We start from the raw sequence: 24048 nt of genomic DNA on the forward strand, positions 1-24048 counted from the left end.
TCGGAGGAAGTTCGGCTCTGTCGGACATTTGCGAACTAAACCGAATTTTTTTGTAACGCATATTAAGGAGTGGGGTTTCCTATGTCGTGACTTCCTTCGCCCTCCCTGCCTTCCGCCAGTGTCTACGCCGTTTGAAACGCGAGCGTGGTTTCTCTGCCACTGTCCTGCTGACCTTAGCTCTCTGTATCGGCGCCAACGTGGCGATGTTTGCCGTGATCGACGCTATTCTCCTAAGAGCCTTGCCTTTCGAGAAGAGCGAGCAGCTGGTAACGATGTTGAATTCTTATCCCGGAGCGGGCGCCCCGCGGATCGGGGCGTCGCTGCCGAATTACTACGATCGGCGGGAGGGGATGGAATCGTTCGAGTCGCTGTCGATTTATCAAGGCGGCAGCGTGATCGTGGGTGAAGCGGGATCGCCGCAACGCGTACGGCGCGATCGGGTTTCGGTCGAGTTTTTCGAGACCCTGGGAGTTCCACTGCTGATGGGTAATACTTTTACCGAGGAGCAAACGTTGTACGCGAATTCGAGCGTCGCGATCCTGACCCACGAGTATTGGCAGGATTATTTCAATGGGGACCCGAACGTGCTCGATCGGGAAATCATGGTAGATGGGCTTTCACATCGAGTCGTTGGAGTGCTGGGCCCGGGTTTCGAATTTCTAGACAGCAAAGCGAAGTTCTTTGGTCCGCTCGCATCTAATCTGGAAGATCGGGAAGTCGACCGCCGGCACTCGAATAATGTGCGCATGTTTGCTCGCTTGAAGGACGGCGTCTCGGTGGAAGCGGCTCAAGACGAGATGAATCGGTACAATGAGCGGATGCTGGAGTCGGATCCCCATGCGGAGATGGTGACCAATGCAGGATTTGAAACGTTTGTGGTAAACTTGCACGAGGAGATCGTGAGGGAGGCGAAGCCGATTTTACTGATCCTGCAGGCAGGGGCCTTGTCTCTATTGATGATCGGCTGTGTGAACCTCGTAAACTTGCTGATGATTCGGGCAAAGGGTCGGGCAAAGGAAACCGCGGTGCGCCAAGCGCTCGGCGCGGGGCGTCGTGATCTGGCTCGGGAAACGCTTCTGGAGACAGTTACGCTGGCAGTTGTTGGCGGGTTGCTGGGGATCGCCGTAGGCGCAATCGGTATACGAATGTTGGAGACATTGGGTTCCGAGCAATTGCCTCTTGGGGCGAATGTCTCGCTGGATGGACGGGTTATGCTCGTTTCTGTTGTCGGTGCCTTGCTGGTGGGAGTCGCGTTGGCTGTGCCGATCGTTGCTCTGAATGCCCGCAGGAACTTGGCGCCGGCCCTGCAGGCTGAGTCGCGAACTGGAACCGTTTCACGAGGGGCTCAGCGTGTGCGGCATGGCTTTATCGTGGTTCAAATCGCCTTAGCTTTCGCGTTGCTGGTCAGTGCGGGCTTGTTGGGGCTTAGCTTGCGCAAGGCGCTTCTAAACGATCCAGGCTTTGCGGCAGACGACGTTTTGACGGCCAGCATTTCATTGCCATGGAAAACGTATCCAGAACCTGAACCGCGCCAGGCGTTCCTTGAGCGTCTGCACAATGAGCTGGTGAACATACCCGGAGTTTCGGAAGTGGGCATGAGTAATTGTCTGCCGTTTAGCGGAAACGTGAGCAACAACGCCACAGTGGTCGAAGGAGTGGAACTGAAACCCGGAGAATCTCTGCGGGCCCACTGGGTTGGCTTTGGCTTTGGCGACTATTGGCAGAGTTTGGGCATTCCTCTGGTGGAAGGTCGTTACCTGAGTGCAGCGGACCAGAAAGGCGAGCAGCGTGTTTGTATGGTGGATACGGCGTTTGTGGAACGCTATTGGCCGGGAGAAAGCGCTCTGGGACGTCGCCTTGCGTCGAATGTCGAGCTGACGGAAGAGAACGCGATGACTATCGTGGGCGTGGTGGAGACGGTAACGCAAAACGACCTAACTGAAGAGGTTTCCCAAGGGATGGTCTACATGCCATACAAGCTGCGTCCCCAGCAGTTCTTTTACGTTACGATGCAAACGCAGGTCTTGCCGGAGTCGGTGAGCGATGCGTTACGGGAGGTCGTGTTGAAGATCGATCCGGAGCTGCCGGTAGACGATGTGCGGCTTTTGCAGGATCGAATCGACGATAGCCTTTTGATTCGTCGATCTCCCGCGATCTTAGCGGGTATATTTGCGGGGGTGGCGCTGCTTTTGGCGGCGATCGGAACCTACGGCGTTTTGGCTTATGCGGTGGGGGAAAGGGTTCGCGAAATTGGTGTCCGCATGGCGATCGGAGCGCAGCCCGGCCAAGTGTTGCGTAGTTTCTTGCTGCTGGGCGCAGCCCTACTGTTGGGAGGTATCGCGCTGGGAGTAGCCGTCTCTTGGATTGCGGGACTCGGCATGAAGAGCGTGCTCTACGATGTCGTGCCCTACGATTTTGGTGTGTTGGCGGTCACGGCGCTCGCCCTGGCAGTTGTGGTTTTCTTTGCCAGCTACCTGCCGTCAAGCAAGGCGGCCCGGGTGTCGCCACTTGAGGCGATGCGCGAAGAATAACACGTTGTGAGGCGTTTATTTAGGAGGCGGATCATTTCTCGGAAAGGATGCGTTTTCTTCGACGAACAAGCTGCTTGGAATCCGTAAAGCCGAGCTACTAAGTGGTTCTGAAAATCTCTTCTAATCGGCTGGTGTGATGGTGAAGGTACCTTCGATCACGATATCATCGCCGGCGAAAGAGAGGCTCGAGTTCTCGTCACGGATATAAACGTTGCCTTCGTTGCCCTCGCTTCTGTCGAGGTAGAATTGGATAGCGTTGGAGATGGGCTGGTAGGGGTTGTTGCTGGGGAATTGGACCCGCAACTGGGTGCGTGTTTCACTGATTTCGATCCAGTCGAGGTACACGCCAAAGTCAGTGGAGTCGTTCGCGTTGTAGGTTCCGACTAGGCTGGGTTCAATTTTTATGACCTCCACGAAGGTGTTTTGCCCGTCAGGACTTTCGATGCGGATTTCGTCAATGATGCCACTCATGTCGGAAACGATACGCCGGGTTGTGTCGAATCTAACGAACTCAGGACCGTTTACGGGCATCAAGTCGACAGCGGGATCAGCTGCGTCTGAATCGATAGAAGGGAGAACGTGTTGAACCTCGGTCCAAGTATCGAGATCGTCGCTTGTGAATACGCTATATTCGTTGAGAGGGACATAGGGCGTGGATACCGTGATCTTTTCCGAGCTCGTATTTGCGATCTGGATTTCGCTCTGCACTTCTTTTCCGAAAAGCGGGATGCTAGGATCGAAGTGGTTCGCGTAGAGTGTCGGATCGAAGGCCTCGGCTGCCTCGCCGATGCGGAGGATGTCGACCGAGTTGATTACCACCGGAGTGTTCAAGGAGTTGTTGTTGTTACTGCCTGCGTTCGGCAAGATACCAATGGCTCTGACGACCGCGATTCCCTCGACCACCTTACCAAAGACATTGTGGATTCCGTCTAGATTGGGAGTGGCGTCGAGAGTGACGAAGAATTGGCTGCCGTTTGTATTGGCGCCGCTATTCGCCATGGAGAGGATTCCTTCGGCATCGTGGATGAGATCAGGATGGACTTCGTCGGGCCAATCGTAGCCTGGACCGCCAGTGCCATCGCCCTCTGGGTCTCCCCCTTGAATTACGAAGCTGGGAACGGCTCGGTGGAAGGTGAGACCGTCGTAGAAATTGGAGTAAACGGGATTGGTGGAGCCGCTTTCGTAGTGGGGAAGGGTGCCTTCGGCTAGCCCAACGAAATTGGCGCTGGAGAGGGGAGCTTTCTGGAAATAAAGCTGGGTGGTGAAGGTCCCTTTGTCCGTGTCGAAAATGGCGTAGAGTCCGTCAGCGGTCGGGGTGGCGACGAGCCCAGTGGACAGTATTGAGAGGCTAAGGGCGGCAGAAAGGGCTTTTTTTGAAATCACTTGGTAAGATAGGAGTTCGTGTTTGGGTCGCCGGTTTTTGGCGGGTGACTCCTTTTTTACGAGCTTCTTTCTCTTTTGGGTTCAGGAAAGTGCGGATTTCTTGGGTATGTGGAGGAACGGTCTCTAGGCCCTATAGCCTGTGAGTTCTCTCGCAGCATCCGCGGCGACGGCGTCGCAAGGGCTTCAGGATTGCAGATGGGTGACCGAGTTGCTTGGCCGCTGGGCTTGCCAGTTGAAAATGGCCGACCACCCGAAAAATGTTGTCACGGAGAACTGCAACCTCAGTCGATAGCACGTCAATTGCGCCCCGGCGGATCGCTTTTAGCTAGCGAGCTGGAGGCACTGGGGCAGACGGTGCTGCATTTGTTCCACGGCGAAAAGGTACTCTTTGATGCGCCATTCGCGCCAGGACCGAGCGTATCGGCGAGTCCAGTCTGCGGCGATTTGGTTGCGATCATGGTTGCCTAGCTCCCCTTGGATCCAGATCTCAGATTCAATTTCTTGGATCTGGTCGAGTGTCTCGGCAATACGATCCACGATGCCGTTTTGCACGACTAGGAGCTTGGCGATCGCGACTAGGTTTTCGTTATCGGTTGGATCTTCGAGGAGTTCGATAAATTCGCTCCGTTTCTCGCTGTAGAAGCGTTCGAGGGCGTCGAGGTGGCGGTGGAGGCGACCGGATTGCCAGAGTTGTTCCAGCTGCCGTCTCTCGTGGGCTTGCGGCTGGAGACGTGCATCGATGCTGATGTGGAGACGGCGAAATTTTTCGGAAATCTGTACCATGGGTTTTGTGGGTTTAATTGGGGCTATCTCACCTGTTAGTGAAGATAGCTAATTGATCGGATTTCGCAGGTGCTTAGGTTGCATTAGAGGGCCCCGTGGCGTCTTTGGCGCTTGCTTTACAGTAGGCTGGGGATTTTCGCTGCGATCGCTCGGGGTGTGTTCCTTGTACTCGAGAGGCGTTCTCTCTGGTTGGTCCCTTGGGGAGCTTTCGGGCCCCGGTTTACATTCTAGCTAGCTAGATGTGTATGTGCTCGTCTCCCGATGGAACGAATTAGGCGGATATTCGATTTCAGGCAGCGGCTGAGGCTGCAGCGGGGAAGGTGGCAGGCTGATTCGAACGCGTTAAATCTTGGCTCATTTGTCGGTCATAGGGGAGGCCCAAGCAAGCCAGATGGCGGCGGTCCAGGTGAAGTGGTTGCCACCGGAGCCTTTGCCGGTGATGGGGTCGAAGTATTCGTAGAAGCCGGAGTCTTGGATGACTTTTCGGGTGTCGAGGCGGATGCGTTCGGCTTTTTCGTGGAAGCCGTATTCGGCGAGGCCGCGGGCGATGAGGTAGTTGACGATGGCCCAGGTGGGTCCGCGCCAGTAGCGTTGGGAGTCGAATTTGGGGTGTGCGGGATCGAAGGAGGGGATTGAGTAGGGGGCGGCGTCGAGAATGCGGGAGAGGGTGCGTTGGAGGGTGGCGTCGCGCTTGGAGCGGGTGATGCCGGCGTAGTAGGAGAGGAAGGCGACGGAGGAGACGCCGTCGGCGAATTTGCCGGTGCGCAGGTCGCGGGCGGAGTAGGCGCCGAGCTCTTCGTTCCAGAGGGTGTCGGCGGCGATTTGGTTGCGGCGGAGCCATTTGTCGATTTCGCGGCCGGAGTCGCGGGCGCCGAGGTAGCGGGCGAGGGCGCGGAGGTCTCGGTCGGCGCGGGCGAGGATGAAGGTGATGCCGGGGTCGGCGACGGCGAAGGGGCCTTCGCGGGTGATGTGGGTGTGGTCCCATCCGCAGTCGCGGCCGTATTCGACGAGTTTGATGTAGCGGTCGTATTGGGCGTTGGTGGGGCGCATGTGGGCGTCGACGTGGCCGAGGTCTTTGCGTTGGTAGGGGGTGACGCCGGTGGGGTCGACGTTGTCGAGGGCTTCATCCCAGTCGGGGGAGTTGTCGCGTCCGGATTCCCATGGGTGGGTGACGGCGATGGCGGAACCTCCGGAGATGACGCGCATGGTGTGGAACCAGCGGTGCCAGCGCATGAGGCGTGGGAAGAGGCGGCGGAGGCGTTCTTCGCCGAGGGCGGGATTTTTCTCGTAGAGGTCGCGCACGATGGTGGCGGCGACGGGGGGCTGGGAGCAGCCGGAGGTGGCGACGTCGTGGGTGCCTTGCCAGACTTTGGGCCCGGGGAAGTAGGAGGGGGAATCTTTGCGGAAGACGATGTGGGCGGCCATGCCGTTTTTCCATTGGCCTTGGAAGAGGGATTCGACTTCGGTCCAGGCGCGGTCGAGGTCGATCTCGGAGAAGCCGAGGGCGACGAACATGGAGTCCCAATTCCACTGGTAGGGGTAGAGGCCTTTGGTGGGCAGGGTGTAGTCGCCCCATGAGTTTTCGCGGAGGATCTCGATGGCGCGTTTGTCGAGGTCGACGGGTTTTGGCGGTGGCGGAGCGTCTTCTTCTTCTGGGAGGATTTTCATACGGAGCGCGCGACCAGGTTTTTGATAGGAGGGTTTTCGTTGGTCGCGAGCTTGGGGTGAGCAGGGTCTGCGCCGGATGGGTGGGCGCTCGATTTTGGGCGCGGGGAGGGGCGAGGGATTGTTTTCTTTGGCGCAGATGAACGCGGATTTTTTTTGGGAGAAAATTGGAGAAGCTCTGATGAGCTTTTTGTGGAGGGCAGTCTCGGCCTACGCCGAATGGCTTTGGACGACACGTGATGACTGCTAGGGGGAGCTGATTGTGTTTCGTTTAACCCCCAATATGCAGAAGTGACAAAAAGGGGGAGTGGTGTTGGTCGGATTTTTTGGTTCATCACCAAACGCAGTGGAGATTGCTGTTCGGTCAAAACGGAGAATTTCTTCTTGCCTCGCGGCGTGGCGCGAGCGCCAGCCCTACGCTTGAGTCTGGTCAGAGGTATTTCCCGCAAAATGGTGATGAACCTGATTTTTTTGGGGATTTGGGCTCTGCGGACGGGGTGGGGATTCGACTGGGCTCACCCTTTGGCAAGAACCGGTCCCTCCTGAGGCTGGGATGCTAGGCTAGGAATTGTTCGTAGAGGCGGGCGTATTGGCCGTCTTGGGCGAGGAGTTGTTGGTGGGTGCCGCGTTCGATGATTTTGCCGTGGTCGATGACGAGGACGAGGGAGGCTTCGCGGATGGTGGAGAGGCGGTGGGCGACGACGAAGCTGGTGCGGCCGGCGAGGAGGCGGGTCATGGCTTTTTGGAGGCGGGCTTCGGTGAGGGCGTCGATGGAGCTGGTGGCTTCGTCGAGGACGAGGAGACGGGGTTTGGCGAGCATGGCTCGGGCGAAGCAGACGAGCTGGCGCTGGCCGAGGGAGAGGGAGGCGCCGCGTTCGCCGACGCTGGTGTGGAGGCCGTTGGAGAGGTTGGAGAGGAGGTCGGCGCAGTCGAGGTCGGCGAGGACTTGCTGGACTTCGGCCTCGGTGGCTGAGGGGCGGGGGAGGCGGATGTTGTCGAGCACGCTGCCGCTGAAGAGGATGTTTTGCTGGGTGACCATACCCATTTGCTGGTGCAGGGATTCGGAGGTGATGCTGTGGATATCGCGGCCGTCGATTTCGATGGTGCCGGAGTCGGCGAGGTAGAATTTGGTGACGAGATTGAGGATGGAGCTTTTGCCGCTACCGGTGTGGCCGACGAGGGCGATGGATTGGCCGGGGGCGGCTTCGAAGTTGATGCCGCTGAGGACGGGCTGCTGGGGGACGTAGCTGAAGGTGACGTCGCGGAAGGAGACGCGGACACCGGTTTGGTTTTCGGGGCGAGGGAGGTCGGTGGCTTCGGGGCGGTCGGACCAGTCGGGCTTGCGGTCGATGAGCTTGAAGACACGCTCGGCTCCGGCCATAGCGATGAGGGCTTGGTTGTATTGATTTCCCAATACTTGGATGGGGGCGAAGAAGATGTTGGCGAGGAAGAAGAAGCGGATGAGGTCGGCCATTTCCATGCCGCCGCCGAGGGTGCTCCAGCCGCCGATGAGCAGGAGGAGGGCGATGAAGAATTGGCTGTTGAGCTCGAGCAGAGGGATGAGGACGGCGGAGGTGCGGGCGAGGGCGATGTTGTAGCGGGCGTGGTCGGCTATGAGTTCGCGGAAGAGGCCTGCGTTGGTCTTTTCGCGGGCGAAGCCTTGGGTGACACGGATGCCGTTGACGGATTCGGCGAGGTTGGCGGTGACGCGGCTGAAGCTTTCTTGGGCTTGGCGGGAGTATTCGCTGAGGCGGTCGCGGAATTTTTGGTTGAGGTACCAGAGGATGGGGGCGAGGCAGGCGACGACGCCGAAGAGAGTGAGATCGGTCAGGGCCATGAGGATGGCGGCGGTGAGCATTTGGCCGATTTGGACGATGGATACGAAGAAGACGTCTTGGATGCCGACGCGCAGGGTTTGCACGTCGGACGTCATGCGGCCGATGATGGAACCGACTTTGACGCGGTGGAAGAAGGACATGGGCTGGCGCTGCATGGAGTCGTAGACTTGGCTGCGCAGTTGGGAGACGACGGACTCGCCCAGCTCTTGGGCGTAGCGTTGGCGGAAGTGGAAGAGGAAGTCGGTGAAGAAGGCGAAGACGAGGTAGGCGGCGACGGACCAGAAGAGGAAATTGGAATCTCCGTCGGTGATGGGGCCGGCGATGATGGAGCCGACCATCCAAGGCAGGAGGGGGAGCTGGATGGCGCGGATGAAGGTGAGGACGATGAGGGCGTTCCGTTTTCCGGATACGGCTTTGGTGTAGCCGAAGAGGCGGCGGATGAGGCCCCACTCGAGTGGCTTGGCGGCGACCTCTGGCTCTTCGTCGCGTTGGCGGACGACGAGTCCCAGCTCGCGGGGGGAGCGTTGTTGGCCGCGGGGCGAGGGTGCTTGATTCATGCGATGGGCCCTTCGTTTTCTGGGAGGCCGGGGCCGTCGATGAGCTGCAGTTGGGCGACGCGGTGGTAGGGACCGGGCTGGGCGATGAGTTCTTCGTGGGTGCCGCGTTGGACGATGCGGCCTTGCTCCATGACGAGAATCTCGTCGGCTCGACGCAGGGTGCTGAGGCGGTGGGCGACGAGGAGGGTGGTGCGGCCGGCGGTGGCTTGGTCGAGGGCGGTGAAGATTTCCTTTTCGGTTTCGCTGTCGATGGCGGCGGTGGGGTCGTCGAGCAGGAGTATGGGCGGGTCGAGCAGGATGGCGCGGGCGATGGCGAGGCGTTGGCGTTGTCCGCCGGAGAGGGTGTTTCCGCTTTCGCCGAGGATGGTGTCGTAGCCTTTGGGCAGGGCGGTGATGAACTCGTGGGCGGAGGCGATGCGGGCGGCGTCTTCGATTTGCTGTTCGGTGGCGTCGGGGTGGCCGAAGGCGATGTTGGCGGCGATGGTGTTGGAGAAGAGGAAGCTCTCTTGGAAGACGATGCCGATGTTGCGGCGTATGTCTTCGAGGCGGAGTTGGCGGGCGTCGATGCCGTCGATGCTGAGGGTGCCACTGGTGGGATCGAAGAAGCGCGGGATGAGGCTCATGAGGGCGGATTTGCCCGCTCCGGTGGCGCCGAGGATGGCGATGCAGCGCCCGGCGGGGATTTCGAGGTCGATCTCGTGGAGGACGGATTCGATGCCGTCGAAGGCGAAGGAGACGTTTTCGAAACGCAGGTTTCCGTCGAGGCGCGGGCGGGCGACGGCGTCGGGGGCGGACTTGGTCTCGACGGGGGCGTCTAGGATTTCGAATACGCGGCGGGCTCCGGTGATGGATTGCTGCACGCTGTTGACGATGGTGGCGACTTGGTTGACCTGGGCGGAGAACTGCTCGAGCAGTCCGGCGAAGACGACAAGTCCAGCGCCGAGCGGTAGTTGTCCGTGAATGACAAGCCAGCCGCCGTAGCCGAGGAGGATGGCGATGTTTAGCCGGGTGAGGAATCCGACGGAAGGTGAGAAGATGCTGACGCGCCAGAAGATGGCGCCTTGTTGTTTGCCGATGGCGGCGTTGTCGGCCTCGAAGGCGGCTTGCTGTTGTTTTTCGACACCGAAAGCCTTGATGACTTGCATGCTTTGCACGGTTTCGGCGAAGCGTTGCACGAGGCGGTCGACGAGGGTTTGGTTGGTGGCGTAGAGCGGCTGTATCAGGCGGGAGAATACAGTGGCCATGATCCAGAGCAGGGGTGTGGTGGCGAGGCAGGCGGCGGTGAGGCCCGGATGGAGGGAGAGCATGTAGGCGACGTAGATGACCAGCGAGAGGGCCATGATGAAGGCCTGGATGAGGACTTGGTCGAGGAACATGCGGACCGACTGCACGTCGCTGGTGACGCGGGTGATGATGGAGCCAGTTGTGTGGGCGTCGAAGAAGCGGAAGCTCAGGCGCTGGAGGCGTTCGTAGACTTCGCTGCGGAGGTCGACGACGAGTTTGCCTTGGACGAGGCGATTGACGGCGATGGTGTAGTTGTAGTTGAGGAAGGCTCGGACGAGAGCGAAGGCGAGCACGCCACCGGCGATCAGGAAGATGCCGTGAAGGGCGGGCCAGCTGGTGGGGATGGAGAGGCCGAAGGTGGCGGGCAGGGTCGGCTCGGTGGCGGGGTCGGCGAGGGCAAAGCGGATGTAGTCGATGCCGAAGCCGATGAGGCTGAGTCCTGAGAGTCCGAGGGCGAGCAGTAGGGTCTGCAGGACGAGGACCTTGACGCTGTCGGCCCGGTAGCGCAGGGCGAGCCGCAGGAGCCGGGTGATGAGCTGGAAGTTGGTGGACGCGTTTGGTAACATAGGCTCGCGGGGAGCGGTTGGCGTGGTCGTCCGTTTTTTTCAACGCTAACGGCGTCGGTAGCAATTAGGAAAATGTTTTTGGAGGGGCTTTGTTTGAAGGCGTTGTGAACCAGTTGGCGCCGTGCGAAGCGACACATTCAGTGGTCCCTTAGGTCTTGTGGGCCCTGCTGACGGGGTGGAATCCGTCCCTCCAGATTAGGCCTTTTTGACGAATTCGGATTTGAGTTTCATGGTGCCGAAGCCGGGGATCTTGCAGTCGATGTTGTGGTCTCCGTCGCAGAGGCGGATATTTTTGACCTTGGTTCCGGCCTTGAGGTCGCTTTGAGTGCCTTTGACTTTGAGATCCTTGATAAGGGTAATAGTGTTCCCGTCGGCGAGGGGGTTGCCGTTGGAGTCGAGGACAGCGGCTTCGGTTTCGCCCCCAGTGGCCTCAGGCTGCTCGGTGGGGACCCATTCGTGTCCGCAATCGGGGCAAACGAGGGTGGGGCCGTTTTCGTAGGCGTACTCGGAGTCGCATTGTGGGCAGTGAGGGAAGGTCATAGTGGGCGTTCAGTTGTCGTTTAAAGAAGTGCTCTCCGCTGGATTTGGGCAATTTTAATTTGGAAGTGTGGCCCTAGGGTTGCACGTGGGAGTGGTTTGGGGTGAAGGTGCAGGCATGAAATTGAGACGTTTAGGATCGAGTGGTATGATGGTTTCCCCAATTTGTTTGGGAACGATGACTTTTGGCTCCCCGGTGGGGAAGGAGGACGCGATCCGGATCGTGCATGGAGCGATGGACTTGGGTATCAATTTTATCGATACCGCCAATGTCTACGAGGGGTATTCGCGTTTCATGGGATCGTCCGGCGGCGTGTCGGAGGATATTTTGGGCGCGGCACTGAAAGGGCGTCGCGAGGAAGTGGTACTGGCGACCAAGTGTGGCGCTCCGAATGGTAAGGGCACGCATGACATGGGACTGACCGCCAAAACGATCTTACGGGAGCTGGACGCGAGTTTGACGCGCTTGGGGACGGACTACATCGACCTTTACCACGTGCATTGGCCGGATGCCCAGACGCCGTTGGAGACCGTGCTCTCCGCGATGGAGACCGCTTATCGTCAGGGCAAGGTCCGAGCCTTCGGGGTTTCTAACCACTTCGCCTGGCAGCTTTGCGAGCTGCTCTGGCTAGCGGACAAGAGGAATTGGCCGAAGGTAGTGGCGTCGCAGATCCCGTTTAGCTTGCTGAGGCGGGACTACCAAAACGATTTGGAATTTTGTAGAAAGCATGACATCGGAGTGACTCCTTGGCAGGCCCTGCAGGGTGGGTTGCTGACTGGCAAGTACCGAAGAGGCGCGGAAGCTCCAGCGGGTTCTCGCATGGCGGACAGCAGTTGGTTGGCAGAGCCGGAGGACGCGGTTTTCGACAAGATCGAGGCGACCGAAGAGCTGGCGAAGGAGCAGGGGTTGAGCTTGACGCAGTACGCGTTGGCGTGGGCTCTCTCTCAACCAGCGATGAGCTCTCTGATCGTGGGCGTGAAGTCGATGACTCAGGTTGAAGAAGCGGTCAAGGGGGCGGAAGCGGTCTTGTCCGGGGAGGTTCTAGACAGGCAGGATGCAATCACTCCGCCGCCGCCGAACAATCCTCCGGTCTTCACGCGTTAGCCAGAAATTGGGAGATTGACGGTAGCGGGTCTTTGAGGGCTTATGCTTTGGAATGAGCGAAGCCGCAAAGAAGGACCCGATGCATGGCAAGACCTTGAAGGTCATGTTGACCGAATTGGTCGAAAAGTACGGGTGGGAAGAGCTAGCGTCGAAAATTTCCATCAACTGCTTCGCCAACGATCCAAGTCTCGACTCTAGCTTGAAATTCCTGCGCACGACGCCTTGGGCTCGGAACAAGGTGGAGATCGCCTACATGGAGTTGATCGGAGTGGAGCCTCCGGTGCGAAAGAAGCCGGTCGCTAAGGAGAAGCCGGCTCCGAGGAAGGAGCCATTGTTGCCTTCGCGGCGGCCGTTTAAGCCACGAGAATCTAAGGGGCCGAAGATCAATCCATGGACAGGCAACCCCGTCGAGGATTAAGGAAGCCTTTGGGGTTGGAAAGCGCATTAAGATAAGGGCTAAGCCGAGGAGGTAGGATCGTGCGGGGCTTGCCTTGGCCCGGTTTTGGGCGCAGGAATGGTCGGCTATGTCATTCGCCTCGCTTGATTTGTCAGACTTTTTGCTTCGCTCCCTCGAGACGCTTGGATACGCCGAGCCGACTCCGATACAGGCAGCGTCCATTCCGGTAATCTTGGCTGGTAAAGATCTTCTAGCAGCGGCCCAGACCGGATCGGGCAAGACGGCAGCGTTTTCACTGCCTATCGCGCAGAAGGTGTCGCTCTCAGGCGAGCAGGCCAGGAAGCCCCGGCATTTGATTCTGGTTCCAACGCGCGAGTTGGCGGTGCAGGTGGGAGCGGCGCTAGAGCGCTATGCGGAGGGCTCTCCAGTCCCGATTCGCGTGCTGGTTGCGTTTGGCGGAGTTGGTTACGACGCCCAGATGAAAGCGGCCCACGCGGGAGTGGATGTGGTGGTGGCGACCCCGGGGCGGTTGATCGACTTGGTGGAACAGCGTTCGGTGGAGCTCGACGAGGTGGAGCTGCTGGTGTTGGACGAAGCGGATCGCCTCTTGGCGTTGGGCTTCGCTGACGAACTGAATGCGATTATCAAGACACTGCCGGCGAAGCGGCAGAATTTGCTCTTTTCAGCGACCTTCCCGCAGCATGTGGTTTCGTTGGCGGATTCGTTGCTTAACGATCCGGAGAAGATCCAGCTCGAGGCAGCTTCCCAGCCAGTGCAAAGCATTCAGCAGCGAGCAATCGAGGTGGATGGAAACAGGCGCACTGGGCTGTTACGCCATTTGCTGGAAGTGGAAGGCTGGGAGAGAGTTCTAGTATTTGTCGGCTCTAAGAGGCGGGCGGACAATGTGACGGTGAAGCTCACGAAAAACGGGATCAAGGCTTTAGCATTGCACGGTGACATGTCGCAGGATAAGCGGCAGCGTTCGCTGGAGCGTTTCAAGCAGAACAAGGTCCGGGTGCTGATGGCCACAGATGTAGCCGCGCGGGGCATCGACATCGCTGGGCTCCCCTGTGTGGTCAACTACGACCTGCCGCGGGCGGCTGCTGACTACGTGCACCGGATCGGGCGTACGGGTCGAGCCGGAGGAGAAGGTGTCGCAGTCAGTTTCATTACCGACGACATGGATGGGCACTTTCGCCAGATCGAGAAGAAGAACAAGATAGACCCGATCCTGCGTGAGCGTCTCGAAGGTTTCGAGCCGGAGAACTGGAATCCAGAGGATCCCAACAAGGGCAAAGTCCCGGTGAAAGGCAAACGACCCAACAAGAAAGACAAGCTCCGCAAGCTAGCCGCTGGAAAGGGTCGCGGCTCGGGAGGCGTGAAGGATGTATCCAGTCCGTGGGCACGGGCTTTGAGGAAGTCGAAAGGGGATTAGTCGCCAAGATGCTCTGCTGTCTTGGGCGAAGCTTGGGCTTTCCAAATCGCCTCACAGCATCTCGCTTTCGGGTCGCGTTTTAGTGTCGAGACCCTTGAGGTACCGGCTGTGAAACCTGTTAGTGCGTTCAAGTTAGTAGTGTTCGACCTTGATTTTACGCTTTGGGATGCGGGAGGCGTTTGGTGCGATTGCTTGCGGCCACCGTTTTCAAAGCAAGGGAATCAGGTCCTCGACGCGGCGGGGTTGCTGGTGAGGCCATACCAAGGCCTCGAGGAGTGCCGCTTTGACGAGGGCAAACTTCGCCCAGAAGCCGGACAGGGGGCGGAAATGGCGATCGGCGGGGTGTGGTAGGATGCAGGCAATCAGAAGAAGAAGGGAAAGAGCCCCGCCTTTATGGAGAAAGCCACGAGAAAGAGAACGGCGGAGCTGTTGATCGTAGCTCCGTTTTCGATGAGCGACAGTTTGAGGGCGACATCCGCCATATTGATTGTATCCAGTTATCCATACAGAAGTCCCAGGTCGGCGAGAAAGAGGGCAGATGCGACGAGGTTGATAGCCACGTATTTGAAGCCGCCTTCGAACTGGGCCTTCTTTCCACCGACAGTCATGAGAGCGAAGGACGCGATGAGCATGACCTCGAACCAGACATAGAGGTTGAATAGGTCAGCAGTAAGGAAAGCTCCGTTGACTACGCCCGCCAAGAAGAGCATGAGCGGATAGAACCACAGGCTTCGTTCGCCGTTTTTGAGGTCGTCTATGGAGTAGACACCGATGGCGAGGCCCGCCAGCGCTGAGAAGGCGGCCATGATCGCTGCCAGCCAATCTGCGATGAAAGAGATACCGAAGGGGCTTGCCAGCTCCCGAGTTCGAGGCTGAGGTACGATTCGGCATTGACCGTGAAAAGTAATTGCAGGGAGAACGCGAGCGTGAGGGCGCTGGTACCGATGCCGATTGCCGTTCGCATCAGGCTTCGTTTGGTCGCTAGTAAACCGAGTATCGCGCCGAGCATGGGCAGGATAACGGGGATGATGATGATGAGATCGTTCATGCGTCGGTGTTCTTGAATTCCCGGATGGTTAACGAACAGTTTGTTGCAGCGATACATGATTGGGTTGGGTTTGTGATTAAGTGCGAATAAGAAAACACGAAAAGAAATACGTGGAAAACCTGTTTCTGTCTTGACTGTCAATTTATGATGCGAAAAAATATTCGTGTATAAAAAAACGTATAACAGAAACGGAAAGACACACACAAGCATGAGAACTAGCACATTGGATAACACAATCGAGGGGATCGTCAGTCCAGCGCCCCAAGAGCGTCCAAAGCGTGAGAAGCGCGCTTCGTCGTCGGGGTTTGCCAAACGGGTCTGGAAGACCGATGGCGGCCGTTTAACCGATATCGCGACCCGCCCCAGTGGCGCTCGCTTTGGCTTGTTCAACTGAGGGAGTAGCGGAGATGAGCACACGATCAGTCAGCTCGGGATCGCAGGCTCCCCTCCACATCGAGACGGTAGACATGCGTCTGCATGCCGGCTATCGCAACACTTTGGTAGAGAAGGCGGGGGCATTGTTTCGTCGTCACAACCAGCTGCAGGGCTTGAGGCTCAGCATTCGGCGCAATGAAACGGGCAAAGCAGTGGCCGAATACGCTACCACGGCTCGCTTGGTGCTGCCAGGATACGATAAGATCGTGGTCAAGCGCGGACAGCGTCTTTCGGCAGTCATATCCGAAACGCTCGAGGTCGCTGGGCGCCAGTTGCGCTGTCGGGCTAGGGCTTTGCGAGCGAAGAATAAGATTTAGCTAAATAGAAGAGGAAGTGGCTGTCGTCTCCGGTTTGTCTGGGACGGCAGCTTTTCCGTTTTTTGATTGCGGTTCTACCGCAGTGGTGGCGAGGGAAACTAGGGTTTGCAAAATGCGAATAGAAGTATACGAATCCCACTACATGAAATCTAGGGCGGATAGTCCGCTCCGTAAACGACGGCTCTGATGCATATGGCTATTCAAACTAAGAAAGTGGCAGTGGTGCCTGCCAAGGAACAATCTCATTGGACGCTGTTTTCTAATCATGCTCATGTCCTGCTCAGTTTAGATAAGGAAGGTGGAAAGGTCTTGCGCGACGTGGCCCTCGAAGTGGGAATAACGGAGCGGGCGGTGCAGAAGATCGTAGCTGATCTGGAAGCGGGCGGCATGATCACCCGTTTCAAGGAAGGGCGTTGCAACCGCTACAAGATCAACCGTCGAGTGAAGCTTCGCCACGCCATCGAGTCCCACCGCTCAGTGGGGGACTTGTTGGATTTCGTGCATAAAGATTGACCGCTGCGAGCTGATTGCCACCCCCCTCCCGGCCGGGAGCCTCAGTTTCGTTGGCTGAGCTGGGACTTTAACGCAGCGAGGTCGCGCTCCATGCGGCTTAGTGTCTCCAGGAGCGTGGCGTTCTCTTTATCGTGCGGCTCCGCGAGGGATGCGAGTTCTTGCATGGTGGATACGATGATGCCGATGAAGAGATTTAGAATCGTGAAGGTGGCGACCACGATGAAGGGGATGAAGATTGCCCATGCCCATGGAAAGGTTTCCATGACGGGGCGGACGATTCCCATGGACCAACTCTCGAGGGTCATGATTTGGAACAAGGTGTAGAAACTCTTCCCTAGAGAGCCGAACCAATCTGGGAAAGCCTCCGCGAAGAGTGTCGTTACGAGTACCCCGAAGGTGTAGTAGAAGATGCTCATGAGCGCGATCACGCCGGCCAGTCCCGGTATGGCGTGCATGAAGGCTGCGACCACCTTTCGAAGCTGGGGAATCACGGTGAGGAGTCGCAGCACGCGGAGGACGCGCAGCGAACGAAGCACGCCCCATATGCCTGCCCCTGGGGTGAGGGCGATGGCGACGACGGCGAAATCGAAGCAATTCCATCCGTTTCTCCAAAAGCTGAGACGGTAGACGCTAAGCTTGGTGACAATTTCCGCCACAAAGTAGGCAAGGCAAATCTTGTCCAACAGTTTCAGGGTGCTCCCAAAACTGGACATTAGGTATGGGCTGGTTTCCATGCCCATTAAGATTGCATTGAAAAGTATGACCGATGTGGTGGTCCATTGGATACGCGGAGATTCTATCCATCGAGCTATTTGGGCCCGCCAGGGAGAGACTCCCTTGCGGGCGAGGAGTTTGATCAAGTCGGTTTCGCTCATTTTTGTGGTTTGTAAAACGAAGAAAGAAATGCGAAGAATAATTCGTGTAAGTCAATGAGTAACCAAGTTTGCATCGATCGAATGGGGCGAGGCAGAAATTCTTGGGCGAGAAGTTTGGCGGGTTCCGGCGAGAGGGGGCGCATATAATGGGGTATGAAGACCCTTACCCTGTTCGCCGCGTACGCGGCCGTTGGCTCTCTGTGGGCTGAAAACCCAATCATAACGGACGTTTTTACTGCAGATCCGGCTGCTATGGTGTCGGGCGATACGGTGTATTTGTACACTGGACACGACGAGGCTTTGCCCGACCGGCCGGGCTACGTGATGGATGATTGGCTCTGCTTTTCCTCGACCGACATGGTCAATTGGAAGCCCGAGGGCTCGCTCCTGTCGCTCGAAGACTTTCCATGGGCGAAAGCTAACGCTTGGGCGGCTCACACCATCGAGCGGGATGGCAAGTTTTTCTGGTATGTCTCCGTTTGGCGGGGCGAAGGACTCGGCTTCGCAGTGGGGGTGGCTTCTGCCGACAGCCCGACGGGACCTTTTTTCGACCCGTTGGGAGGACCGCTCATTTCCAGTGATATGACGCCCGATCCAACGAACCCCGAGGGGCGAGTCGTGACGTGGGATGACATCGATCCGGCGGCCTATATCGACGACGACGGCCAAGCTTACCTTTTTTGGGGAAATACGAACCTGTACTGGGCGAAGCTGAAGGATAACATGATCGAACTCGACGGTGAGATTCACCAGATCGAGCTGCCGCGTTTCACCGAAGCTCCTTGGATCCACAAGAAGGGGGAGCTCTATTACTTGACCTACGCTTGGGGCTTTCCAGAGCGAACGGCGTACGCGACCTCGAAGAGCATCACTGGCCCGTGGGAGTATCAAGGTCTCCTCAAAGGCTTAGCGGGTAACTGCAACACCAACCACCAGTCGGTCATTGAATTTAAGGGGCGCGATTACTTCATCTATCATAATGGTGGCTTGCTCACAGGTGGAAGCTTTCGCCGTTCCGTATGCATAGAAGAACTACGCTACAACGAAGATGGGACACTGCAATTTGTAGTACCGACTTTGGATGGGGTGTCGTCCGCGGATGAGACCATTTCAAAATAGCGTATTCAATATTTGATAACAATGACCTCTAAAGTGAAATCTACATTCTCTCTATCTTTGAGCCTCTGCTTGTGCGCGGCTTCCTTGGCGGAGCCTGCCCAGCACCGAGGGAACCCGATCGTGACCGATATGTTCACGGCAGACCCGGCGCCGCTGGTACACGACGATACTCTCTATATTTACACGGGACACGACATCCAGAACGAGACAGATCGGTTCTTCAAGATGCACGACTGGTATGCTTTTTCCACTACAAACATGGTGGACTACGAGAAACACGGTCCGTTGCTATCGGTAGACGATTTCGCGTGGGCGCAAGGAGACGCCTTCGCGAGCCACACGACCGAGCGAGACGGCAAGTTTTATTGGTATGTCTCGATTCGCCACAAGGACATCCGTGTGCATGAGGGCTTTTCGATCGGCGTAGCGGTTAGCGACAGCCCGACCGGGCCGTTTCGCGATGCGATCGGCGGACCTTTGATTACGGACGAGACGCCTAACTCTGTGGTGCTCAATATCGATCCGGCGGTTTACGTGGATGACGACGGCCAGGCTTACTTGTATTGGGGATCCTGGAATGCGGGCCGCTGGGTGAATCTACAGGACAACATGCTAGAGCTGGAGGGAGAGGTTCATACCTTGGAGGCGCACAACTTCTTCGAAGCGCCTTTTATCCACAAGCGGGACGATCTCTACTACCTGACCTACGCCTCTCACTATCCGTCAACCACCGAGTACTCGACCAGCGACAGCGTTACGGGGCCTTGGACATATCGGGGCGTGATCAACGACTTGCTGCCTAAGTCCGAGACGAACCATCAGGGAATCGTCGAGTTCAAGGGCAATTGGTACTTCGTCTACCACAATGCTGGTTTGCCTGGCGGTGGCGTTTATCGGCGTTCGTTATGCGTGGACAAGCTCGAGTACGACGACGACGGCTTGATAAAAAAGGTGGTTCGCACCGAGACCAGCGTGCCTCGGATTGATTGAGGGAGAAAGCTCGTTCTCACGTTCACCGTCTTCAGGCCCTCGATCATGGTGGGAAGGTGATGGATTGGGTCCATGTGGACGTGTAAGATTGGTACTGTGGATGGAGAACGCTGCAAATGTTTGATATCGCGAGAAAGGCGTCTAGCGTGGAGGGAAGACTCGAGGAGCCTATTTCTATCTTGCCCCATTTAATGGATAGAATTGGCGTTCCCAGTTACACCGAGAATTGCCCTGAAGATATGACTGCCGAACCGAGCCAGCCCGACAAATCCCATTGGTCGGGTACCAGCATGGCGGACTTAACGGTCTGCCTACAGGCTATTGAAGCGGGAGACGAGCGAGCTTCGGAAGAGCTGTTGCCTCTGGTTTACGACGAGCTGCGCCAGCACGCGGGGGTGCGGATGGCGCGGGAGTCCTCGGCTCACACGTTGCAGCCGACGGCCCTTGTGCATGAAGCTTGGCTGCGTGTGGTCGGTAAAGGGGGAATACGTTGGGAAAGTCGGGCTCATTTCTTTGGAGCAGCTGCGGAAGCCATGCGCCGCATCCTTATCGAAAGCGCTCGACGCAAAGCCCGTCTCAAGCGTGGCGGCGACATGGTTAGGGTCGACTTATCCACCATCGATGTCGCGACAGCGACACCCGAAGAGAAGGTGCTCATGATCGATGAGGCTCTGGAGAAACTGAAGCAAAAGGATCCTGAGCAGGCACGCGTGGTGATGCTGAAGTTTTTCATGAGCCACACCAATGCGGAGGTGGCGGACATGTTGCGTATCAGCGAACGAACCGTCGAGCGGCGGTGGGCCTTCGCAAAGTCGTGGCTTCTCGATACCATCAAGCAGCAGCAAAACCAGCCCTTATGAGTTCCGATACCGCCCGCGAAGAAGAGATTTTTGATGCGGCCCGTTCCTTGAGCGATCCTGCCCAGCGTAGCTCTTTTTTGGAGACGGAGTGCGGGGACGATGCAGGAATGTTGCGGCGCTTGAGTTCGATGCTCGAAACCACGGAAGAGGTGGATGACTTTTTCGCAGAAAGCGCTCGCGCCATTAATTCTGAAGAGGTGGCGGAAAAGCTGCGGCGCGATCCCGATGAAGAGGAGGAAGTGGGAGTTCGTATCGGTCGCTATCGACTCTTGCAGCGACTCGGAGATGGGGGCTGTGGAGTTGTCTATCTAGCGGAGCAGGAAGAGCCCGTGCGCCGCGCGGTCGCTCTGAAGATCATCCGCTTGGGCATGGAAACCGAGCGTGTGATATCGCGTTTCGAAGCGGAGCGTCAGGCTTTGGCCATGATGGACCATCCGAACATCGCCCGCGTTTTCGACGCTGGAGAGACTGCAGGAGGCTCTCCGTACTTCGTTATGGAGCATGTTCGCGGCGAAGCGCTGACCGACTATTGTCGAGCCCACAAACTGGGAATCATCGACCGCCTCAAGCTTTTCATGCAGGTGTGCCATGCGATCCAGCACGCCCACCAGAAGGGCATCATCCACGGTGATATCAAGCCGTCCAATATAATCGTAAGCGAACACGATGGAGGGCCGGTACCGCGAGTTATTGACTTTGGCATCGCTCGGGCTACCGAGGCCGGGTTCAGTGAAATGATGCTGTTTTCTGGGCCGGACAAGCAGGTGCTCGGCACGCCGTCTTACATGAGTCCGGAGCAGGTTCAGCTCGGTGGTTTAGATGTGGATACAAGGAGCGACGTATACAGCCTCGGAGTCCTGCTTTACGAGCTGCTCACCGACAAGCCCCCGTTCGACAAGGAACGTTTGGCAAATGTGGGTATCGCCGACCTGCGTCGTATCGTGGGGAAGGAGGATCCTCCTCTGCCCTCCGCACGCATCGCGAACTTGAGTGCTGAAGAAGTGGATACGATCGCTACATCTCTCAATAAGACGCCGAAGGGCTTGATTTCTCGGCTGAAGGGAGACTTGGACTGTATCGTTATGAAGGCCATGTCGAAGGATAGGCGCCGACGCTACGAGACGGCGGATGCTTTTGCCACAGAGTTGAAACGCTACCTCTCGGACGAGCCCGTCGTGGCGCATACCCCCGGCTTTTTCTATCGCTATCGCAAAATGGTGAAGCGCAACCGAACCATGGTGCTCGCGTCCACTGCGGTGGCCCTGACTTTGATTTTCGGACTCGGCATGTCGACGTGGCTTCTCTTGCGGGAGCGCGAGGCCCGCCAGCGGGCGGAAGCGGCGGAACAGCAGCAGGCCCGCTTGCGGCAAGAGGCGGAATTCCGTGGCCTGTTGACGGAGGCGGCGATGCTGGTGAGCAAAGAGGAGTACGCGGAAGCTGATGTATTGTTGGGCGGGGTGGAGTTGAACGAGGCTACGATGGAGGGCGCTGCTGTTTTTCGAGCGTTGGGCGAGTGGCACGCGATCAATGGACGTTGGCGTTTGGCTGCGGAGCGGTTCAAGACTTTGTTGAGGGTGAACCAGCTCGAGGGCGCGGACGTTTCCACTCTCGATTATTTGGAGCTCGGGCCGGTGCTCATGGAGTTGGGGGACTTGGATGAATACGACCGTTTCCGGCGTCAAGCGGTGGAACGTTTTTCGGGAGGTGAGCTGCCGTTTGCGGACCGGATCGTGAAGATCAGCTTGCTGGTATCCGCCAACGGGGAGATGCTACGTCGACTGGAACCGTTTGCGGAGGCGTCCAAGAAGTCGATCCACGCAGCTGAAACGTCGGGCGACAATTTTCAAGCTGCTTGGCGATCCATGTCGCACGCGCTATTCGAGTACCGTCAGGCCAACTACGCCGATGCGGCAGCCTATGCGAAGCGCTGCTTCACCTATGGGGCGCCCAACGCCCCGCGCGACGCAGCTGCCGGTTTTGTGCTAGCGATGGCGTCCTACCAGATGGGGCGCACGGATGACGCCCAGGAGGCCTATCGCGACGCGGCTCGGCTCGTCGAAAGTAAGTTCGTGACAAATATAGACTTAGGGAATCCAGTACAGGGCTTCTGGTTCGACTGGGCATTTGCTCGTGTGATCAAGCGGGAAGCTTCGCGCCTGCTCGGAATCGAGTAGGGCCAGGAGGTAGCGCGGTGCTTTAGCCCGCGTCTGCGTTCCAGGTTCCATTTCCCGGGGTCTCTGGCCAGAGCTCCTGGCTGCGGATGGAGTTTTTTGGCGGGTTCTGTTTTAGTAGGGCGCATTTAGGGGTAGTTCGGTTTGGCCTGCGTATTTCGCAAGTGACCGGGCGTATCGATTCAAACCCCGTCTACTATGCCCTCATCTCAGTTTTTTTCTTCCCCAGAGGCTTCTGATTTCGCCCTATGAAAACGAAGAAGCTCACAGTATTAGAAAAAGTTGGCTTCGGCGCCGGCGACATGTCGATCAATGTCATGGTCGCGGCCCTGTTCTTCTTCATGTCCTTTTTCTACACGGACATCTTCGGACTGGACCCGATCGATATGGGAATCCTGTTCATGGTGGCACGTCTCGTAGATGCCTTTACGGACCCGATGATGGGACTGCTCACCGATAAGGTGACGACGCGGATGGGGCGTTTTCGCCCCTACTTCCTGTATTTGGCGGTGCCATACGGCGTGGCCATGGTCTTGCTCTTTACGACACCGGACTGGGACTATGCAGCCAAGCTGGTTTGGGCTTATGCAACTTACTTGTTTGCGACCCTCATGTTCACGGGAGTTGCGATTCCATATATCTCCTACATCGGCGTTTTGACGTCCGATCCGCAGGAGCGTTTGTCAGCTAATGGATACCGCATGTTTTTCGCTAAGATTGCCAATGTGGTGATCGTAGCCTCGGTGCCCTTGCTCGCAAAAGCGTGGGGCGGAGATGACCTCGGCAAGGGATACCAGTTGGCGATGGGGTTGATGTCAGGAGTGGGTGTCCTGCTGCTCCTGTTTTGTTTTTTCACTACACGCGAACGGGTCGAGTATGTGGTGGACCGCCAGCCGATCGGGCGCCAACTCGCTCTGCTCTGGCGCAACGACCAGTGGCTGGTGCTCGCGGGAGCCTGTATCGTAGGAACTCTTGGATACGCGATTCGCGGTAGCGTGGCGATGTACTACGCCAAATATTTCCTAAACGGCGATGAGGTAATCATCTCGGCCTTTACGAGTTCTGGTATTGCAGCGTCGATCCTATCGATGGTCGCTTCGACCTGGATTACCAAACGCTATTGCAAGATCGCGCTTTTTCGGTGGTCTCAGATTTTGACCGGAGTGATCAGTTTGGCCCTGTATTTCTTCGTCACGCCAAACGACGTGGTCCTGGCTTTCGGTCTCTATATCCTGCTTTGTTTTGTGGTCGATTTGCACGCACCAGTTTTCTGGTCCGCGATTGCGGAAGCGGTTGATTACGGTCAGGTCAAGAGCGGCGAGCGCGTTTCCGGACTCGCTTTTGGAGGTATATCCTTTTGCCAAAAAGCCGGCGGCGGTCTGGCCGGATTGGTAGGCGGTCTGTTGCTCAGCTATTTCAACTACGAGAAAGACGTCCAGCAATCAGCTTACACTTTAAATGGTATCGCTCTGATGCTGACGGTTATTCCCGGAGCTTTCCATGCACTGCTCGGTGTCATGATGTTCAAATATAAGATCACCGATAAATATTACCACGATATGGTGGACGAAAGCGGAATTTTAAAGCCAGCGGAAGAGGGTGCTTAGGGAGCTCCTCAGGACGAGCTGTGCCAACAGAT

At 57.4% G+C, this 24048-nt stretch carries 21 protein-coding genes and 1 pseudogene; 13 read left to right on the forward strand and 9 right to left on the reverse strand.

The annotated features are described in order from the left end of the window. Window positions 1–86 precede the first annotated feature (86 nt). Window positions 87–2531 (forward strand): ABC transporter permease, encoded by a 2445-nt coding sequence (locus tag QEH53_RS05375; protein ID WP_309022116.1) that lies wholly within the window; start codon window positions 87–89, stop codon window positions 2529–2531. Between the two features lie 120 nt (window positions 2532–2651). On the opposite strand, the gene QEH53_RS05380 is transcribed toward QEH53_RS05375, so the two are convergent. The 6 genes from QEH53_RS05380 to QEH53_RS05405 all read right to left on the reverse strand — a co-directional run bounded on the left by QEH53_RS05380 (window position 2652) and on the right by QEH53_RS05405 (window position 11147). After that, on the reverse strand, window positions 2652–3914 hold the full coding sequence (locus QEH53_RS05380) for a peptidylprolyl isomerase (protein WP_309022117.1): 1263 nt from the start codon (window positions 3912–3914) through the stop codon (window positions 2652–2654). 321 nt (window positions 3915–4235) lie between these two features. Then, window positions 4236–4697 (reverse strand): hypothetical protein, encoded by a 462-nt coding sequence (locus QEH53_RS05385; RefSeq protein WP_309022118.1) that lies wholly within the window; start codon window positions 4695–4697, stop codon window positions 4236–4238. Between the two features lie 354 nt (window positions 4698–5051). Continuing rightward, window positions 5052–6365, reverse strand: a complete 1314-nt coding sequence (locus tag QEH53_RS05390) for a trehalase family glycosidase (RefSeq protein WP_309022119.1) — start codon at window positions 6363–6365, stop codon at window positions 5052–5054. 553 nt (window positions 6366–6918) lie between these two features. Continuing rightward, window positions 6919–8757, reverse strand: coding sequence for an ABC transporter ATP-binding protein (locus tag QEH53_RS05395; protein WP_309022120.1), 1839 nt, complete (start codon window positions 8755–8757; stop codon window positions 6919–6921). Continuing rightward, a complete protein-coding gene (locus tag QEH53_RS05400; protein ID WP_309022121.1) occupies window positions 8754–10607 on the reverse strand; it encodes an ABC transporter ATP-binding protein in 1854 nt (617 codons plus the stop codon). The genes QEH53_RS05395 and QEH53_RS05400 overlap by 4 nt, the downstream gene beginning before the upstream one ends. A 195-nt stretch (window positions 10608–10802) precedes the next feature. Beyond that, window positions 10803–11147, reverse strand: a complete 345-nt coding sequence (locus QEH53_RS05405) for a zinc ribbon domain-containing protein YjdM (RefSeq protein WP_309022122.1) — start codon at window positions 11145–11147, stop codon at window positions 10803–10805. A 148-nt stretch (window positions 11148–11295) separates the two neighbouring features. Here QEH53_RS05405 and QEH53_RS05410 point away from each other — a divergent pair, with 148 nt between their 5' ends. From QEH53_RS05410 to QEH53_RS05425, 4 genes and pseudogenes are all read left to right on the forward strand, one after another. Beyond that, window positions 11296–12249, forward strand: coding sequence for an aldo/keto reductase (locus QEH53_RS05410; protein ID WP_309022155.1), 954 nt, complete (start codon window positions 11296–11298; stop codon window positions 12247–12249). 52 nt (window positions 12250–12301) lie between these two features. After that, window positions 12302–12511: pseudogene (locus tag QEH53_RS24145) on the forward strand (VF530 family DNA-binding protein); the annotation flags it as partial. Window positions 12512–12773: 262 nt separating this feature from the next. Next, on the forward strand, window positions 12774–14081 hold the full coding sequence (locus QEH53_RS05420) for a DEAD/DEAH box helicase (RefSeq protein ID WP_309022124.1): 1308 nt from the start codon (window positions 12774–12776) through the stop codon (window positions 14079–14081). A gap of 108 nt (window positions 14082–14189) precedes the next feature. Beyond that, complete coding sequence (locus tag QEH53_RS05425; RefSeq protein ID WP_309022125.1) at window positions 14190–14432, forward strand: hypothetical protein; 243 nt, start codon at window positions 14190–14192, stop codon at window positions 14430–14432. Between the two features lie 146 nt (window positions 14433–14578). Here QEH53_RS05425 and QEH53_RS05430 read toward each other — a convergent pair whose 3' ends face one another. Both QEH53_RS05430 and QEH53_RS05435 read right to left on the reverse strand, forming a co-directional pair. Continuing rightward, entirely contained in the window at window positions 14579–14887 is a 309-nt protein-coding gene (locus QEH53_RS05430; RefSeq protein WP_309022126.1) for a hypothetical protein, read from the reverse strand. Next, the gene (locus QEH53_RS05435; protein ID WP_309022127.1) at window positions 14836–15129 is read right to left on the reverse strand and encodes a hypothetical protein; all 294 of its coding nucleotides are present in this window, start codon (window positions 15127–15129) and stop codon (window positions 14836–14838) included. Before QEH53_RS05435 ends, QEH53_RS05430 begins: the two co-directional genes overlap by 52 nt. A gap of 208 nt (window positions 15130–15337) precedes the next feature. On the opposite strand from QEH53_RS05435, the gene QEH53_RS05440 reads away from it, so the two are divergent. From QEH53_RS05440 to QEH53_RS05450, 3 genes are all read left to right on the forward strand, one after another. Then, a complete protein-coding gene (locus QEH53_RS05440) occupies window positions 15338–15523 on the forward strand; it encodes a hypothetical protein (protein ID WP_309022128.1) in 186 nt (61 codons plus the stop codon). A gap of 13 nt (window positions 15524–15536) precedes the next feature. Beyond that, window positions 15537–15881, forward strand: a complete 345-nt coding sequence (locus QEH53_RS05445) for a hypothetical protein (protein ID WP_309022129.1) — start codon at window positions 15537–15539, stop codon at window positions 15879–15881. A gap of 192 nt (window positions 15882–16073) precedes the next feature. Next, window positions 16074–16394: an ArsR family transcriptional regulator gene (locus QEH53_RS05450; protein WP_309022130.1), complete on the forward strand. Its 321-nt coding sequence runs from the start codon at window positions 16074–16076 to the stop codon at window positions 16392–16394. A 41-nt stretch (window positions 16395–16435) separates the two neighbouring features. On the opposite strand, the gene QEH53_RS05455 is transcribed toward QEH53_RS05450, so the two are convergent. Further along, window positions 16436–17269 (reverse strand): ion transporter, encoded by an 834-nt coding sequence (locus QEH53_RS05455; RefSeq protein ID WP_309022131.1) that lies wholly within the window; start codon window positions 17267–17269, stop codon window positions 16436–16438. Window positions 17270–17422: 153 nt separating this feature from the next. On the opposite strand from QEH53_RS05455, the gene QEH53_RS05460 reads away from it, so the two are divergent. From QEH53_RS05460 to QEH53_RS05480, 5 genes are all read left to right on the forward strand, one after another. Further along, a complete protein-coding gene (locus QEH53_RS05460) occupies window positions 17423–18388 on the forward strand; it encodes a glycoside hydrolase family 43 protein (protein ID WP_309022132.1) in 966 nt (321 codons plus the stop codon). A 33-nt stretch (window positions 18389–18421) separates the two neighbouring features. After that, window positions 18422–19378 carry a glycoside hydrolase family 43 protein gene (locus QEH53_RS05465; RefSeq protein WP_309022133.1) on the forward strand — a complete coding sequence of 319 codons (957 nt, stop codon included), beginning with the start codon at window positions 18422–18424 and terminating at the stop codon, window positions 19376–19378. Window positions 19379–19569: 191 nt separating this feature from the next. Next, complete coding sequence (locus QEH53_RS05470; RefSeq protein WP_309022134.1) at window positions 19570–20238, forward strand: sigma-70 family RNA polymerase sigma factor; 669 nt, start codon at window positions 19570–19572, stop codon at window positions 20236–20238. Then, a complete protein-coding gene (locus tag QEH53_RS05475; RefSeq protein ID WP_309022135.1) occupies window positions 20235–22412 on the forward strand; it encodes a serine/threonine-protein kinase in 2178 nt (725 codons plus the stop codon). The genes QEH53_RS05470 and QEH53_RS05475 overlap by 4 nt, the downstream gene beginning before the upstream one ends. 245 nt (window positions 22413–22657) lie before the next feature. After that, complete coding sequence (locus QEH53_RS05480; protein ID WP_309022136.1) at window positions 22658–24016, forward strand: MFS transporter; 1359 nt, start codon at window positions 22658–22660, stop codon at window positions 24014–24016. Window positions 24017–24048 lie beyond the last annotated feature (32 nt).

This window comes from Pelagicoccus sp. SDUM812002 (assembly GCF_031127835.1).
Lineage (GTDB): Bacteria > Verrucomicrobiota > Verrucomicrobiia > Opitutales > Opitutaceae > Pelagicoccus.